14 protein-coding genes are annotated in these 15,589 nt (G+C 50.5%); 11 read left to right on the top strand and 3 right to left on the bottom strand.

Translation table 11 applies throughout. The annotated features are described in order from the left end of the window. Positions 1-37: 37 nt before the first annotated feature. The 3 genes from recJ to DHN43_RS23775 all read left to right on the top strand — a co-directional run bounded on the left by recJ (position 38) and on the right by DHN43_RS23775 (position 2,916). On the top strand, positions 38-1,870 hold the full coding sequence (recJ, locus tag DHN43_RS23785; protein ID WP_108820303.1) for a single-stranded-DNA-specific exonuclease RecJ: 1,833 nt from the start codon (positions 38-40) through the stop codon (positions 1,868-1,870). A 69-nt stretch (positions 1,871-1,939) separates the two neighbouring features. Then, entirely contained in the window at positions 1,940-2,413 is a 474-nt protein-coding gene (locus DHN43_RS23780) for a GNAT family N-acetyltransferase (protein WP_108820302.1), read from the top strand. After that, positions 2,413-2,916, top strand: a complete 504-nt coding sequence (locus tag DHN43_RS23775; RefSeq protein WP_108820301.1) for a GNAT family N-acetyltransferase — start codon at positions 2,413-2,415, stop codon at positions 2,914-2,916. Before DHN43_RS23780 ends, DHN43_RS23775 begins: the two co-directional genes overlap by 1 nt. Here DHN43_RS23775 and DHN43_RS23770 read toward each other — a convergent pair. Next, the gene (locus DHN43_RS23770) at positions 2,841-3,305 is read right to left on the bottom strand and encodes a GNAT family N-acetyltransferase (RefSeq protein WP_108820300.1); all 465 of its coding nucleotides are present in this window, start codon (positions 3,303-3,305) and stop codon (positions 2,841-2,843) included. The two genes, DHN43_RS23775 and DHN43_RS23770, sit on opposite strands and share 76 nt — an antisense overlap. 149 nt (positions 3,306-3,454) lie before the next feature. On the opposite strand from DHN43_RS23770, the gene DHN43_RS23765 reads away from it, so the two are divergent. Beyond that, positions 3,455-4,606 carry a choloylglycine hydrolase family protein gene (locus tag DHN43_RS23765; protein WP_108820299.1) on the top strand — a complete coding sequence of 384 codons (1,152 nt, stop codon included), beginning with the start codon at positions 3,455-3,457 and terminating at the stop codon, positions 4,604-4,606. A gap of 241 nt (positions 4,607-4,847) precedes the next feature. After that, positions 4,848-5,267 (top strand): DUF423 domain-containing protein, encoded by a 420-nt coding sequence (locus DHN43_RS23760; RefSeq protein WP_057464405.1) that lies wholly within the window; start codon positions 4,848-4,850, stop codon positions 5,265-5,267. Between the two features lie 80 nt (positions 5,268-5,347). Here DHN43_RS23760 and DHN43_RS23755 read toward each other — a convergent pair whose 3' ends face one another. Beyond that, complete coding sequence (locus tag DHN43_RS23755) at positions 5,348-7,396, bottom strand: M3 family metallopeptidase (RefSeq protein ID WP_108820298.1); 2,049 nt, start codon at positions 7,394-7,396, stop codon at positions 5,348-5,350. Positions 7,397-7,614: 218 nt separating this feature from the next. Then, positions 7,615-8,169, bottom strand: coding sequence for a CAP domain-containing protein (locus DHN43_RS23750; RefSeq protein ID WP_208995601.1), 555 nt, complete (start codon positions 8,167-8,169; stop codon positions 7,615-7,617). Positions 8,170-8,746: 577 nt separating this feature from the next. On the opposite strand from DHN43_RS23750, the gene DHN43_RS23745 reads away from it, so the two are divergent. From DHN43_RS23745 to DHN43_RS23720, 6 genes are all read left to right on the top strand, one after another. Further along, positions 8,747-10,489, top strand: a complete 1,743-nt coding sequence (locus DHN43_RS23745; protein ID WP_208995600.1) for an ArnT family glycosyltransferase — start codon at positions 8,747-8,749, stop codon at positions 10,487-10,489. Further along, positions 10,489-11,553: a phosphatase PAP2 family protein gene (locus tag DHN43_RS23740; protein ID WP_108820297.1), complete on the top strand. Its 1,065-nt coding sequence runs from the start codon at positions 10,489-10,491 to the stop codon at positions 11,551-11,553. The genes DHN43_RS23745 and DHN43_RS23740 overlap by 1 nt, the downstream gene beginning before the upstream one ends. A gap of 53 nt (positions 11,554-11,606) precedes the next feature. Then, positions 11,607-12,383, top strand: a complete 777-nt coding sequence (locus tag DHN43_RS23735; protein ID WP_082830486.1) for a glycosyltransferase family 2 protein — start codon at positions 11,607-11,609, stop codon at positions 12,381-12,383. Beyond that, entirely contained in the window at positions 12,383-12,700 is a 318-nt protein-coding gene (locus tag DHN43_RS23730) for a lipid-A-disaccharide synthase N-terminal domain-containing protein (protein ID WP_057464408.1), read from the top strand. Before DHN43_RS23735 ends, DHN43_RS23730 begins: the two co-directional genes overlap by 1 nt. 579 nt (positions 12,701-13,279) lie before the next feature. Next, positions 13,280-14,302: an amino acid ABC transporter substrate-binding protein gene (locus DHN43_RS23725; protein WP_063292369.1), complete on the top strand. Its 1,023-nt coding sequence runs from the start codon at positions 13,280-13,282 to the stop codon at positions 14,300-14,302. Positions 14,303-14,386: 84 nt separating this feature from the next. Then, entirely contained in the window at positions 14,387-15,589 is a 1,203-nt protein-coding gene (locus DHN43_RS23720) for an amino acid ABC transporter permease (RefSeq protein WP_063292370.1), read from the top strand.

Raw genomic sequence — 15,589 nt, 5'->3', positions numbered from 1 at the left:
TTTTGCTTTTATACGAGAATCCGGGCAGTTTCTTTCTATGGTTATGACGTTGGATGCATCCAGTGCCGAGCGGCGTGTCGTTCTTGGTGTCAAAAAGTCTTTGAGCGCGCGTATGTGGCGCGAGCGGCTTGATGATCAGGGGCTCTCACAAGCACTGGCCATTGCTCAAAGAACCGATCTGCCTGAAGTGGTTGGCCGTGTGCTTGCCGGGCGCAATGTAGCGTTGGAAGAGGCTTCCGGGTTCTTAAATCCTTCCCTTAAAGATTTGATGCCGGATCCTTCTAAACTGGTGGATATGGATAAGGCCTGCGCACGCGTTGCAGATGCGTTGCAAGCTGGCGTTAAGATTGCGATCTTTGGTGACTACGATGTAGATGGGGCGACGTCCTCTGCTTTGCTCAAGCGCTACTTGATGCAGCTTGGAGCGGAGCCGGATGTCTATATCCCGGACCGCATCATTGATGGTTATGGGCCAAATCCAACGGCAATCAATCAGCTTCATGCAGGTGGGGCACGGTTGCTAGTCACAGTAGACTGTGGTTCCACGTCGTTTGAAGCGTTTGATGAAGCCAAGCGGATCGGACTGGAAGTGGTGGTGTTGGATCACCATCAGGTAGATGAGAGCTTTCCGGAAGTTCATGCGCTAGTGAATGCCAACCGGCAGGATGACTTGTCTGGACAAGGCCATCTGGCAGCTGTGGGTGTCACCTTCCTGTTCCTTGTTGGTTTGAACCGGGAGTTGAGGCGGCGTGGTGCTTTTGCGCAGCGCGCTGAGCCCCGGCTTATGGACCTTCTCGATCTTGTTGCGCTTGGGACTGTTTGTGATGTTGTGCCGCTGAAGGGACTGAACCGTGCTTATGTGGTGCAGGGCCTTAAAGTGATGGCACGGCGTGAGAACATTGGCCTTTCCTGTCTTGCTGATATCTCCCGGCTGAGCGGAAAACCGACGCCGTACCATCTGGGCTACATGCTTGGGCCGCGCATCAATGCGGGTGGACGAATTGGCGATTCAGCGCTCGGCATGAAATTGCTTTCCTCTGATGATCGGGCGGAGGGGGAGCGCATTGCAGCAACGCTGGAACGGCTCAACCAGGAACGTCAGGCCATGGAAGCCGTGATGTTGGAAGAAGGTGAGGGGCAGGCGTTCCAGAAAATGGAGGTCACTGTTCCTCCTGCCGTGCTTTTGACGGGAGCAGACGGCTGGCATCCGGGTGTCGTTGGATTGATCGCCTCGCGGCTGAAAGAGCGTTATCGCCGGCCTGCTTTTGCTATGGCGTTTAATGAAAAGGGTTTGGGCACTGGCTCAGGCCGTTCAATCATTGGTGTTGATCTGGGCTCTGCGGTTCGTGCAGCTGTTGAGGCGGGTTTGCTTGTCAAAGGCGGTGGACACGCAATGGCGGCAGGGCTGACCATTGAAAAGGCAAAAGTGCCTGAGTTTGAGGCCTTCCTGAGCGAGCAGTTGAGTGAGGATGTGGAGCAGGCCTCTGCTGACCATGAACTCACTATTGATGGTGTGCTGACGCCTGCCGGTGCAAACCTGAGCCTGCTGGATATACTGGAACAGGCAGGACCTTATGGTGCTTCGCACGCAGAACCTGTCTTTGCCTTGCCATCTGTGCCGATCAAATTTTCCAAGGTGGTTGGGCAAGGTCATGTGAGTGTGACGCTTGGTGGCAATGAGGGAACGAACCTCAAGGCGATTGCTTTTAAAGCCGAAGACCAGCCTCACGGGAAGGCGCTCTTACAAGCCCGCGGCAAGCCCCTGCATATTGCTGGTAGTTTGAGTGTTGATACGTGGCAGGGGCAAGCGAAACCATCCTTACGCATTATTGATGTGGCAGACCCGACCCGAGGGCAATACGGAGCATAAGTCCGGGCTCATTGGATTGTGTCAGCTTGCGTGAGATGTTTAGTCTTCTCCATCTAAGGAGGCCTGAACTTGAATATTATCAGGGCCAGAGCGCAGCATATTTCGGAAATGAACGAGGTTATCCTCTCAGCGAAAGGCCATTGGGGCTATTCGCAGGAGATGATGGATGTCTGGCTGCCTGATCTGATCGTTGATGAGGTTGTTCTGGCAAGCAGGCATTTCTGGATCTTGGAAACAGAGGGCCGGATTGCTGGTGTCTTCTCAATTTCCGTTGATGCAGAGCAGTGCTGCGAGCTTGAAGATTTTTGGGTCTTACCGGAATTGATGGGTAAGGGAGCCGGGCGGATTATGTTTGGTTTCATACAGAACTGGCTGCAAGCTCAACAGATGTCAGAGTTAGTGATCGTCTCTGATCCTCACGCCAAAGGGTTTTATGAGCGTATGGGAGCAAAGGAAGTTGGGTATCAACCTTCGCTTCCTGAAGGGCGAAAACTGCCTGTCATGCGATATGTTTTAGAACCGAGACCACCCAGGACCGTGTGATGGACTTTCGCAGGTATCAAACAGCTGATTACGATGCATGCCTTGAGATCTTTAAGGGAAACGTTCCCAAGTATTTCATGGAGACTGAGCTGGAAGAATACAGCCAGGACCTGGAAAGGCTTGATGATCCGTACTTTGTCGTTGAGCGAGATGGAGTGATTGTTGCTGCTGGCGGGTATTGCCTGAACGCTAAAGGGGGTGGGCTGACTTGGGGAATGGTGCGCCGTGAACTCCACAGTCAGGGAATTGGCAGGACGCTCGTGCAATTCCGGCTTGCGTGTATTGCCGAAGACTATCCGGATCAGGCGGTTTACATCGATACCTCGCAGCATACATGTCCCTTCTATGAGAGAATGGGGTTTGTCGCTGAGTCCGTTGAGACGGATGGCTATGGGCCTGGATTGCATAAGGTGCTGATGAAGCGGCTTCAGCTTAATTGCTTGCGGAAAATATCTACTCCACTCACATCGTCTTCAATGCACAGCCAGCCCAAACCTTCATAAAACCCGCGCAGGCTGAGCTTTGCGAAGAGATAGAGATGTGGTGTGCCATCGCTCAAAGCGAGTGTCTCCAGCTCCTTCGTCAGCCGGGAGCCGATACCTTTTCCCTGATGCTCGGGAGCGACCCATAGGGACGCCAGCCATGGCGCGTATTGCGGGCGTTTGCTCATATCTGAGCGCACCAACATGACCATACCAAGGAACTCGGTCTGGTCGTGGGCGATCATTGTTGTTGGAATGGTTTCCTCGCTGAGGCTCGTGCGCAGTTCCACATAAACATCTTCAATCGGATGTCCTTCTTCTTCCCACCACTCCAGCCACATGCCTTTTGCAGCTGGCTCAAGGAAGTGAGGAACATCAATGAGGTTCGAGATGCTCAGAGTTTTGTGCATTGACTTCTCCAGCTGAGATCTAAATATTTCTCATTAAAACAACAACATAAAGCACTTACTAAGCTTCAGAGTAATCGAATGCAAACGTTATGCATTTCTTGGAGTTCTCCAGAGACGATACGCATGCAAAAAGCTAAAAGGAGCTTAGCATGCCATCATTATTTTCAAAAATGCAGCGCGTTGTGCTGACTGGATTGTGTTCGACCACCCTCTTGATATCACCAATTGCTGGTGCATCTGCTTGCACGAGCTTTGTTGTTACGGCCAAAGATGACGGACGTGTCTATGGGAGGACCATGGAGTTTGGCTTTGAAACTGAGTCCACTGTTTCTCTGATCCCACGCAATTATGAGCTCACGAGTTCTGGAGAGCTTAACGGGGATACACAATGGGAAGGGGCAAAGTGGAAAAGTAAGTTTGCTGTGATCGGTATGAATGCAATGAAGCATGAGACCGCGATTGTTGATGGTGTAAATGAAGCTGGTCTTGCAGCTGGAGCGCTCTACTTCCCTGGTTTTGCAGAGTATTCTGACGTGAAGGCGAGTGGCGCAGATGATGAAGTTGCACCGATTGATTTTCTCGTTTGGGTCCTATCGCAGTTTGAGACAGTTGAAGAGGTGAAAGAAGCCGTTAAGTCGATCAAGCTGGTCGATGTTGATTTTGCTCCGCTTGGCGAAGTGCCTCCGCTACATTTCACTATTCATGACCGTTCTGGAAAGTCCATCGTGATTGAGCCCGTCGATGATGGCTTGAAGATCTACGATAATGAGCTTGGTGTGATGACCAACTCGCCACAGTTTGATTGGCACTTAACCAACCTGCGCAATTACGTGAACCTGACACCTATAAACTCGGCTGGAAAGAAGTTTCCAGAAGGTGAGCTGCAACCACTGGGGCAAGGATCAGGTATGCTGGGCGTGCCGGGAGATGTAACGCCGCCATCGCGTTTTGTGCGCGTGACAGCGTTTGTGACCACAGCTGAGGAACATGAAACTGCAAAAGAGAACCTCAATGTCGCTGGGCATATTCTGAACAACTTTGACATTCCGAAAGGCTTTGCCCAACCAGAAGCGTCGGATGCGACCCAGTCTGCGAACTCTCAGCAAGACGACAACCCAGACTATACGCAATGGTCTGTTATGGCAGACCTGAATGGTGCTGTTTATTATGTGCGTAAGCTCAATGCGATGAACTTCAACTCTGTGAGCTTTAAGGACTTTGACCCGGATGGGTCTACGCTAACAATCTTGAAGCCGCTGGTAGCTGACCCGTTTAGCAATCTAGCGGATGCTGCGAAATAAGTGATGCAGGCTGTAAAGAGTCAATCTTTGCAGCCTTCTCTCTGGTCGAGGAGCGAGCCTATTGTTTGTCGCAGGACCAGGTGTTGAGGGACTGTAGCGGAGTGCATGTTCTTATCCGCTATCAATCATGGTGGTGTGTTGCTGAGGGTTTTGTAATTTTTGCTGGCTATCCTATATGCAGTTGATGCGTGTCTATGTTTCACGCAGTATGTTATTTGGAATAGGGATTTAAGGAGCAGCCATGCCGGATAGTGCAAGTGAAGCGGTGCCTGTTGACCAGCCACGGATCAGACTTGGTCAGGGCCTTGGTCTTGGATTGGCGCTTGGCGGGTTTTGCGGTGTCATTGCCATTTTGACTTCGGCGGCCAGTTCGCACGCGGTCGATAACCAGTATCTGGGTATTATCTCTCAAATCACGATGATGCATGCCGCCGCTTTTGTCGGGCTGGGCGTTGCGCACGGGATTACAGGCTCCAAAGGCATTGCATTTGCCATGCTCTTGCTGTTTGCCGGTGTTGGTTTGTTCTGTGGTGATCTGGCTCAGCGCTTGTTCGTTGGTGAGAAGCTCTTTGATTTTGCTGCCCCGACGGGTGGCATGCTGATGATCCTGGGCTGGCTGTTTGTTTTCTTAAGTGGTCTCAACCGGATGATGAGAGGCTAGCCTTCTTCCTTTGAGTTCTCATGACAAAGGGCGAACTGCATGGTCCGCCCTTTTTGCTATCTGTCTTGGGTGTCTGATGTTTAGTTGACTAGCCCGCGACCTTTGAGAAGTGGCTCAATGGAGGGCAGTTTACCGCGGAAATCCATATAAGCTTTTGCTGGATCTTGAGATCCGCCTGCTGCGTAAATGAACTTTTCCAGTTTGGCTGCTGTATCAGCGTCAAACGCATCGCCAGTTTCTTCAAAAGCTTCAAATGCGTCAGCATCCATCACTTCTGACCAGAGATAGCTGTAGTAACCCGCAGAATATCCGTCTCCTGCAAAGGCGTGCAGGAGGTGCGGAATGCGATGACGCATGATGATCTCTTTCGGCATTCCGATGTCGTTGAGGATCTTCTTTTCCATCTGAGCCGGATCGAGATCGTCGAGTTTATCTTCTTTATGGATTGCCATATCGACCAGAGCAGTTGCCAGATACTCAACCGTTGCAAAGCCTTGGTTGAAGTTTGCAGCAGCCAGCAGACGTTCCAGAAGCTCTTCTGGAATGACTTCGCCGCTCTGGTAATGGCAGGCATACTTTTTCAAGATTTCCGGTTGATCCAGCCAATGTTCGAAGAGCTGGGATGGCAGCTCCACAAAGTCCCGTGCCACGCTGGTGCCGGAAACAAGTGGATGTGTCACGTTGGACATGAGGCCGTGGAGGCCGTGACCAAATTCGTGGAACAGTGTGCGGGCATCATCAAAGGTCAGCAGGGTTGGCTCACTCTCTGGTGCTTTTGAGAAGTTCATCACGTTGACGATGATTGGACGGACGTCACCTTTCAGCTTCTGCTGTGAGCGGAAGGCGCTCATCCATGCACCGGAACGCTTTGAAGCGCGGGCGAAGTAGTCGCCGATGAAGATACCGAGGTGGTCGCCGTTTTTGTCAAAGACTTCAAAAACACGCACATCCGGATGGTAGACGTCTTGTCCCTTCAGCTCTTTGAAGGAGAGGCCAAACAAACGGGTTGCGGTGTAAAAGGCCGCTTCGATCATCTGATCGAGCTGGAAATACGGCTTGATCTCAGCTTCATCCAGATCATGCTTAGCGCTGCGGACCTTCTCTGAATAGTAACGCCAGTCCCACGGAGCGATCTCAATGTTGTCGCCCTCAGATTGCGCCATATCTTGCAGGTCAGCGGCTTCTTCCAGTGCTCGTGCCTTGGCTGGTCCCCAGACATTGGAGAGCAGATCATCCACTGCATTCGTGTTTTTCGCCATGACATCATCCAGCTTGAATGCTGCAAAGTTTTCGAAGCCGAGGAGTTTGGCTTTCTCATTGCGGAGCTGCACAGTCTCGCGGACGATTACTGAGTTGTTGGTTTTTCCCGGATTGTCACCACGGCTTGCCCAGGCATTGAAGGCTTCTTCGCGCAGGTCGCGACGTTTGGAGAACTGCAGGAACGGCTCAATGGAAGAGCGGGAGAGGGTGATGGCGTATTTGCCCGGTTCCCCACGTTCTTCAGCTGCAGCGCTTGCGGCTTTTACAAGGAACTCCGGCAAGCCTTCCAGATCGCTTTCGTTTTCCAAAACGAGTTTGTAGGAGGCCTCATCAGCCAGAACGTTCTGTGCAAAGCTGGTGCCCAGAGTTGCAAGACGCTCGTTGATTTCTGCGATACGGGTTTTGCCACTGGTGTTCAGACCAGCACCAGCGCGATGGAAGATAGCGTAGTAACGCTCCAACACACGATCCTGTTCAAATGTCAGGTCCAGCGTGTCCTTCTTCGCCATTAGTGTTTCAATGCGTTTGAAGAGGGCAGGGTTTAGGTACTTCTTAGTGCTGTAGGCTGCCAGTTTAGGTGAAACATTGCGCTCGACTTGTTGCAAGGTCTCGTTGGTATCTGCGGAGGAAAGGTTGAAGAACACGTTTGCAACCTGCTCAAGAGCGTCTTCGGCCAGTTCCAATGCTGCAATGGTGTTTTTAAAGGTTGGTTCTTCAGGATTTTGAGCAATGCGAGTGATGTTGTTTTCGCCTGCCTTAAAGGCCTCTTCAAATGCACCCTCGAAATCTTCCGGCTTGATCTGTGCAAACGGTGGAAGTCCGAACGGGGTTTTCCAATCTTGCAGAAGAACCTTTGCGGTCTCGCTCATATTAAATCTCCGATGAAATTAAAAATTCAGACTGGGCTCAGGTCTGCTTAAGGGGAGAGCCAGACTGCTTTCAATCAATTGATGGACGCGTATTCCCTCAAGGAGGCAAGGCCTCATCATGGGAATGCGCGCTGGAGATGTGAATATGGGTGCTATTTGCAACTGCGTAAAGGAAGCGGAGTGAAAATTCCCCTAATCAATTCTCGACGCAAGGGACGTTACTGGACTGGGAAGGGCAGCGAGACAGTTGTGAAACCTGTTGCTGTCACTGGTTTTTGAGGGGCCGCAAGTGTCATGACCCAGAAACTCCGGTAGGTTCCGTCTGCTCGGTTTGTGCGCGCTATGCCCATATGGGTGACGTTTTTGTTGAGCAGGTTTTTGTTGTGATCGGGAGAGGTTTTCCAGCCCGTCATTGCAGCCGAAATGTTCGCGTAGCCTGCGCCCAGATTTTCTGCGCCTGCAAAGGATTTATATCCTTCAGTCTGGGTGCGACTGATGAGGCTGGAGGACGAATGACGTCTGGTTTTGAGCGAATCCAGGCGGGCGATGTGATCGGCCATATCCTGTGAGACTTCGCTGAGGTGCGGATCCAGCTTGATTGGTGGCAGGGAATGCGTCGCACGCCACGCATTGGTCTGGCGTAATGCTTCATTCTTGTTGATCGCGATCTGAGACAGCTCAACATTCTTTGATGTCTCTATGCCCAAGCCAGCGCAGCCAGCAAGTGTTCCTGCCAGCAGTAAGGCAGCAGTTGCCCTTAATTCCAAACGCACGTGTGTAATCCCGAAATGCCCGATTTGTTCATTTCATCTTAGGCATGAAATTTGGCCGAAACTGTACTGCTCGCGAGTAATCCACGTAATTCCCAAGCTGTTTCTTTATTTTGATTGTCCTTAAAAGGAGCGGCTTTGGCTCTTCGATTGCTGGTCGTGCGGAGCAATGAGCAATCATGTGAATACCAGTATAGAGCGATATAGAATTAGTTATTTAATTGTAACTCATTGAATTATATAATTTAAAATTAATTATTGTCAATAAAGTTGTCAAATATATATTTCCCTCATACTCCTCTCCCTCGGATTTTCGGGTGATCTCAAAGGAGAATGAAGACAAGCCATGAGTTTTAGAAACTTCACAGAGTGTCAAATGCTGAAGACACAGTTGGAAGGGGCAACTCAGGTGCTCTTCAGCTTTCCAGTGGAGGGTGCTGCTTATGGATTTAGGCCCACCGTGCATTTGAGTGGGGAGTTTTGGGGAATGTGTTCCAGATGATCGGCTGCGTATTGTTCTCAGAGGGCGGCAGTCTCTCGGACCATGTTTTTTGGGAGTGTGGAGGGCCTCAAGGCGATTATGTCTGCGCAAATGAATCTTGCAATGTCTCTGAGTGAGGATGAGGTTGAGAGGTCTGATCAACAGGCTATTTGGCTTCGTCTGGTGGCGCGCGGCTGGCTGGCCCCGATCATTCTTTTGCTTTTGTGTCTGTGCTTGTACCTGCCGGGGTTGACGTCCGTTCCCCCGCTTGATCGTGATGAACCGAGATTTGCTCAGGCTTCCAAACAGATGATGGAGACAGGCAACTACGTTTCCATTCACTATCAAGAGCTGGCACGAAACAAAAAGCCGATCGGAATTTACTGGGCACAAGTAGGTGCTGCCAAACTGTTGGGATATGGAGAGCATGCGCCCATTTGGGTTTATCGTCTCCCTTCTGTGATTGGCGCAATTGCAGCTGTGTTGCTGACGTACTGGACTGGGCGAGCGTTTTTTCGGGAGCAGGAGGCCTTTTTAGGTGCGCTGCTTGTTGCATTAGCTCTCATTTTAAATGTTGAAGCACATTTGGCTAAAACGGATGCAGCGCTTCTGGCATGTGTGATGTTGTCTCAAGGGGCTTTGGCTCGAGTATGGATAGCGCAACAAAGCAAAGCGCTTTGGGCTTCTGCCGTGCTCTTTTGGGTTGGGTTGGCGCTGGGCACCCTTATCAAGGGGCCGATCATTCTTATGGTATGCGGCCTAACCATCCTGTCGTTGGTTCTTTGGGAAAGACGGATCTCGTGGTTGAGAGGACTCGCTCCAATCGCCGGTTTTCTGCTGTTTCTTGTATTGGTCTCACCGTGGCTTATTGCCATTTACATTGAAACAAAGGGAGCGTTCTTCCGGGATGCGCTGGGCGGTGATCTTTGGGGGAAAGTGGGAACCGGGCGAGAGGCTCACGGTGCTCCACCACTCACGCACCTGTTAATCAGTTTCGTTATTTTCTGGCCAATCCCCTCTTTTCTCCTTGTGGTTTTTAAGGGAATTGGGCAAGAATTGAATAAATATTGTTATAGATTCTTGTTGTGTTGGCTGATCCCGTCGTGGGTCATATTTGAATTGGTTTCAACGAAGCTGCCTCACTACACACTGCCGATGATGCCAGTACTGGCGCTGTTGGCAGCAGCTGTGTTGACGACTGGCAGAGCAAAGCAGGCCAGCGTTTATTGGCGATATGCCTCGGCGTTTTTATTCCTGTTGGTGCCGCTGGGCATTTTGATTGCTGTTGTTGTTGGGCCTTTGCTGCTTGATCTGTGGCCGTCTCCTCCCGGTGTTGTGCTGTGTGGGTTGGCTGTCATTGCAGCGTTATCAGCCGCTCGTAAACTGATTGACGGTGAGCTTGTTGGAGCATTGCCGACGGTGGGGGCTTCGGCTTTGCTGATGTTTGTCGGCTTCTGGGCATTTTCTGGTCCGGCATTGTCGACCATCTGGATTTCCAGTCGCCTCGTGGAAGCTGTTGAGCAGCTCCCGGGATGTGAGCGGAAAGACGTTGCTACAGCAGGTTTTTATGAGCCCAGCTTCGTATTTTTGCAGGGCACGCAAACAAAATTACTTGGCGCAGAAGCTGCAGCGCGTTTTTTGGCGGACGGAAGCCAGAAAGCCGGAGTGCCTAAGGGGACCTGCAGAGTCGTGCTGGTGGAAGGACGGCAGCTGGATCGGTTTGATGCGGAAGCTCTTCGGTTGGGGATGAAGACTTCGGACGTATCAACTGTATCTGGCCTGAATATTAATGGCGGTAAAGCATTGCTGATACACATTTTTTCTGCGGGCGGGGCGACGTGATGAATGATGACGGCTCCATAGATACCTTAGAGCGTCCAGTTCAGGACGTGGATCAAACAAAAGATAAATCACATGCAGCGCAACCCTTCAAACGAGATGCCGAAAGTGTTGCGTCTTATGAGCAAAGCTACAAGGAAGATGCTCCGCGGGAAGAAGGTTCCACACCATCAATTGGTGAGCGTCTGATTAAGACCTTACGCGTTGCTGGCAATAATGCGAGACGGCATGTTGGGCAAACCTCTGCAATTTTGAAAAACCGAAGAGCGCGGAGTACTGTTGCCGCTGCTGCTCTTCCTCCACTTTTGAAGCCACAAAATATCGCAGCCTTATTGATTGGGCTGTGCGGTCTGGCGATGGTTTTTCTGGACCACAGTAGCCCGATTTGGGCTCGGAAACTGCCCGTTGCCTACCATGATATTTTCGAGGTCATTACAGATGTCGGCAAGTCTGACTGGATCCTGTTCCCAACGGGACTATGGATTCTAGCAATGATTTTTGGCGGCTGGCAGCGTCTCCCGTTTCGTAGAAAGATGGCAGTGTCGTATCTGACGATATACGGGAGTTATCTGTTCTTTGTTGTCGCTGTTAGTGGGCTGCTGGCCATTGCTCTGAAATGGAATATCGGGCGTGCCCGACCAACCCTTTTTGAAGAAATGGGGCCAATGTATTTCGACTTCTTCGCGTGGGAGGCAAAGCTTTCGAGCCTTCCAAGCGGGCATTCGACAACGGCTGGTGCTCTGATCGTTGCTTTGGCATTGATTGCTCCCAGACTTCGGTGGCTGCTTGCGGTTGTGGGGCTTTGGATTGCTGCCAGCAGAGTGATTGTGGGAGCTCATTATCCCAGTGATGTTGTAGCTGGCATTATCATAGGTGGAGCATTTTCTTATTGCTGCGCCCGTTGGATGGCTCGTCGGCGGATCGGGTTTTCATTTGATGATAAAGGCGGTGTGCAACCGATCATGAGCAGTATCTCTGCGGCTTTATGTTTGAGGTCCTTGCGAGCGGCGCGATCTGACAGTTTTTCTCCCGTACAAAAACAATCGGAGACACTCCGGGCTGATTGAGGTCGTTGTCCTTAGCCTGAGCGGAGTTCCGTCTCAGGGTAGGGGTAACTGGAATGACCAAGAATGCCGGTGTGAATGAGATTGACGTTAGCGTGGTTATCCCTGCCAAGAATGAGAGAGATAATCTTCCTCCATTGCTGGATGAAATTGCGGAAGCTTTGAAGGACTACAGGTTTGAAGCCATTGTGGTTGATGATGGCTCTACTGACGATAGTCTTGAGGTTTTGCGCCGCTATGCGTTGGAGCACAGCTTTTTGCGGTTGATCCATCATAAGCGGTCTGGTGGGCAGAGTTGTTCTGTACGAACGGGCTTATTGCACGCTCGGGGCATATATATCGCCACGATTGACGGCGATGGGCAGAATAATCCGATCTATTATCGTGAAATGCTTGAGGCGATGGAGAAGGGCGGTGCGCGTGTTGGTCTTGCTGCCGGGCAGCGACTGGGGCGAAAAGCCAGCCTCTTCAAACGTTACGCTTCCAAAGCGGCTAACAAGTTGCGTGGTGCAATCCTGAAAGACAATACGCGAGACAGCGGATGCGGTCTCAAGTTGTTGCGTCGTGATGTGTTTCTGAAACTGCCGTATTTTGACAGCTGGCACCGGTTTTTGCCGGCGCTTGTTATCCGTGAAGGATACGAGGTGGTTCATGTGGATGTGGTCGACCGTGAGCGCGAGCACGGGGTCTCCAAATATGGGATCTTTGACCGGGCGCTTGTTGGGGTTCTTGATCTGTTTGGTGTGTGGTGGTTGCGTCGACGTCGAAAAGTCATTCCCGAGGTGGTGATGGTGACAGATTCGGATGTGTCCCCTGCTAAGGAGGATCATTGATGTTCTCGGGTTTGTATGACTGGCTTTATGATGTTTTCGTAGCTCAATGGGATTTTTGGGTTCTTTGGGGATTTGTCGCGCAATTCATGTTCATGATGCGCTTTATGATCCAATGGATTGCCTCTGAGCGGGTGGGGCGATCGATTGTCCCGGTGGCTTTTTGGTTCTTCTCAATAGGGGGCGGATCGCTCCTTTTGACTTACGCTATCGTCAAGAAGGATCCGGTTTTTATTGCGGGACAGGGCCTCGGATTGATCATTTATTTCCGAAATCTATGGCTTATCTACAAGGAAAAACGCAAGGACCCGAATTTCTAGGCGATTTATCCGCAATAAATGCACCCTGAATACACCAGTATAGCTGAACGCTATTTGCCCATAGGGAAGATAGACTTCCTTGTGGGATTTTCGTAAAATTGCGTATTATTTGTGCAGTGGGATTGTAAAGGTTAGTGTGAAATACGTATTTTTGAAGAAAATTGCTCAGATTATGCGGTCAGTTTTTAAGGTTAGTTTTTTCATTGCGCTTGTAGTCTAAGTAATATTTCCTCTCTATTTCAGTATTGTTTGGATTAATTTGTTTGCTGGTGTATAAAGAACTATATTTTGCAATTTTGATTAATGGTTAAAGCGCGTGCAGCTGAGATATAAATTGCATAGAAACTTTGCAATCGTTGATGAATAGCACCTCGTAGACTAACTTATTAATAAAAACCTCTTGACGTTTTTAGAGAAATATCATCGAATGCTTAGCGAGGAGTGGTTGAAGCCAATAGGGGGGCTTTAAGGACATGCGCTGACATGTCTGTCTTGGGTGTTTTTCTTAGAGGAGGAGAACAGCCTGCTACTTCCGGTGATGAATTTTAAAATTGGACAAGAAAAAGAGGCTCCAATTCTATGAAAAAAATGATCCTTCCAGTTGCGCTGGGTGCAGCGTTCGCAGCGACTGCTCTGTCTGCAGCATCTGCCGGCACTCTCGAAGACGTGAAAGAGCGCGGTAAGCTGCGCTGCGCGGTTTCCACTGGTCTTGCAGGCTTTTCTTACACCGACGAAAACGGCAAATGGCAGGGCTTTGACGTTGACTATTGCCGTGCAGTAGCTGCTGCTGTTCTTGGTGATCCGGATGCAGTTGATTTCTCACCAACCACTGGTAAGACCCGCTTTACTGCGCTGGCTTCCGGTGAAGTGGACATCCTGTCCCGTAACACCACATGGACGTTCTCCCGTGATGCAGACCTGAAGTTCACTTTCCTTGGTGTGAGCTACTACGATGGTCAGGGCTTCATGGTGAAGAAGTCTCTTGGTGTTGCTTCTGCTAAAGAGCTGGACGGTGCAACTGTTTGTATCCAGACTGGTACAACAACAGAGCTGAACCTGTCTGACTACTTCTCAGCTGAAGGCATGTCTTACGAGCCGCTGTCCATTGAGACAAACACTGAAGGTCGTGCAAACTACCTTGCAGACGCTTGTGACGTGTACACCACCGATGCTTCCGGTCTGGCTGCTTCCCGTGCAACATTCGAGAACGCAGACGACCATATCGTTCTTCCTGAAATCATCTCCAAAGAGCCTCTGGGTCCGCTCGTCCGTCATGGCGACGATCAGTGGGCAGACATTGGCCGTTGGGTTCTGAATGCAATGAAGATTGCGGAAGAAAAGGGCATCACCGCTGCAAATGCAGACGACATGGCCGCTAACACCAAAGATCCAGAAGTTAAGCGTCTGCTCGGTGCTTCCGGTGAAATGGGTGCATCCCTTGGTCTGGGTAACGACTTCGCTCTCGTAGCTATCAAATCCGTTGGTAACTACGGCGAAATGTTCGAGCGTCACCTGGGCACACAGACCAAAGTTAATCTGGCTCGTGGTTTGAATGCGACATGGACCGAAGGTGGTCTGCAGTACGCACCTCCATTCCGTTGATCTGATTGAGATCTGACAAAAGGGGCGCTGTTGTAAGATGACAGCGCCCTTTTTTCTAAGCATAATAAATAAGGCGGGCTACTTATGAGCACTTCAACCGTACCAGCCGATAATAGCTTCCAGTTTTCGCAACTGTGGCGAGATGCTCGATACAGGTCTTATACGATCCAGATTATCGCGCTTATCGTTGCTCTGTCTGTTGTGATGATGCTCATCGGCAATGCTGTCGAGAACCTCGAAGCACTTGGCAAAGATTTCAATTTCGGTTTCTTATTTGAGCCAGCAGGCTATGACATTGGTCAGATGCTGGTAGAATATACATCCGCTTCAGGACACTGGAAAGCGGCACTTGTTGGCTTGCTCAACACATTGCTGGTTGCCTTCCTGGCTTGCGTGACTGCAACACTCATCGGCGTTTTTGTCGGTGTTCTGCGTCTCTCCAATAACTGGGTCGTCTCCCGCTTGATGGCGGTTTACATTGAAGGCGTTCGTAACGTGCCGCTGCTGCTGCAGATTCTGGCATGGTACGCTGTCTTCATTCATGTGTTTCCAACTCCCAAGCAGGCTGTCAAAGCACCAGTTATTGAAGGGGCGGTTTATGCAACAAACCGTGGTTTCTATGTTCCTGGACTGACCTTCGATGGTGGCTACCAGATTGTTGTTGCAGTTTTGCTCGCTTCCATCGGTGGCATTTTTGTATTCCGTCGTTGGGCGCGTCAGCGTCAGGAAGCGACTGGTCAGATCCTGCCTGTAGGCTACATCACGCTTGGTATTTTGATTGTACCAGCCGTTTTGGCTTACTTCGCTTCTGGTATGCCGATTGGCCTTGATTACCCTGTTGCTGGACGCTTCAACCTGAAGGGCGGCCTTAAAGTTGGTACTCCGCTTATCGCTCTGTGGTTTGCGCTTTCCATCTACTCTGCAGCTTTTGTTGCGGAAATTGTTCGCGCAGGCATCATGGCGATCAGTAAAGGGCAGACGGAAGCTGCGTATGCTCTTGGCCTTCGTCCTAAACGGACGATGAGCCTTGTTGTTCTGCCGCAGTCCTTGCGTATTATCATTCCACCAATGATCTCCAACTACCTGAACATCACCAAGAACTCATCCTTGGCGATTGCGGTTGGTTACATGGATCTGACTGGCACTCTGGGCGGTATTACACTGAACCAGACAGGCCGTGAGATGGAGTGCATGTTGCTTCTGATGGCAACATATCTGCTGATTTCACTATCTATTTCAGCAGTCATGAACTTTTACAATGAATCCGTAAAGCTGAAGGGGCGCTAA

It is taken from the genome of Pseudovibrio sp. Alg231-02, assembly GCF_900143565.1.
Classification (GTDB): domain Bacteria; phylum Pseudomonadota; class Alphaproteobacteria; order Rhizobiales; family Stappiaceae; genus Pseudovibrio.
This window is presented reverse-complemented; position numbering and strand designations above follow the sequence as displayed.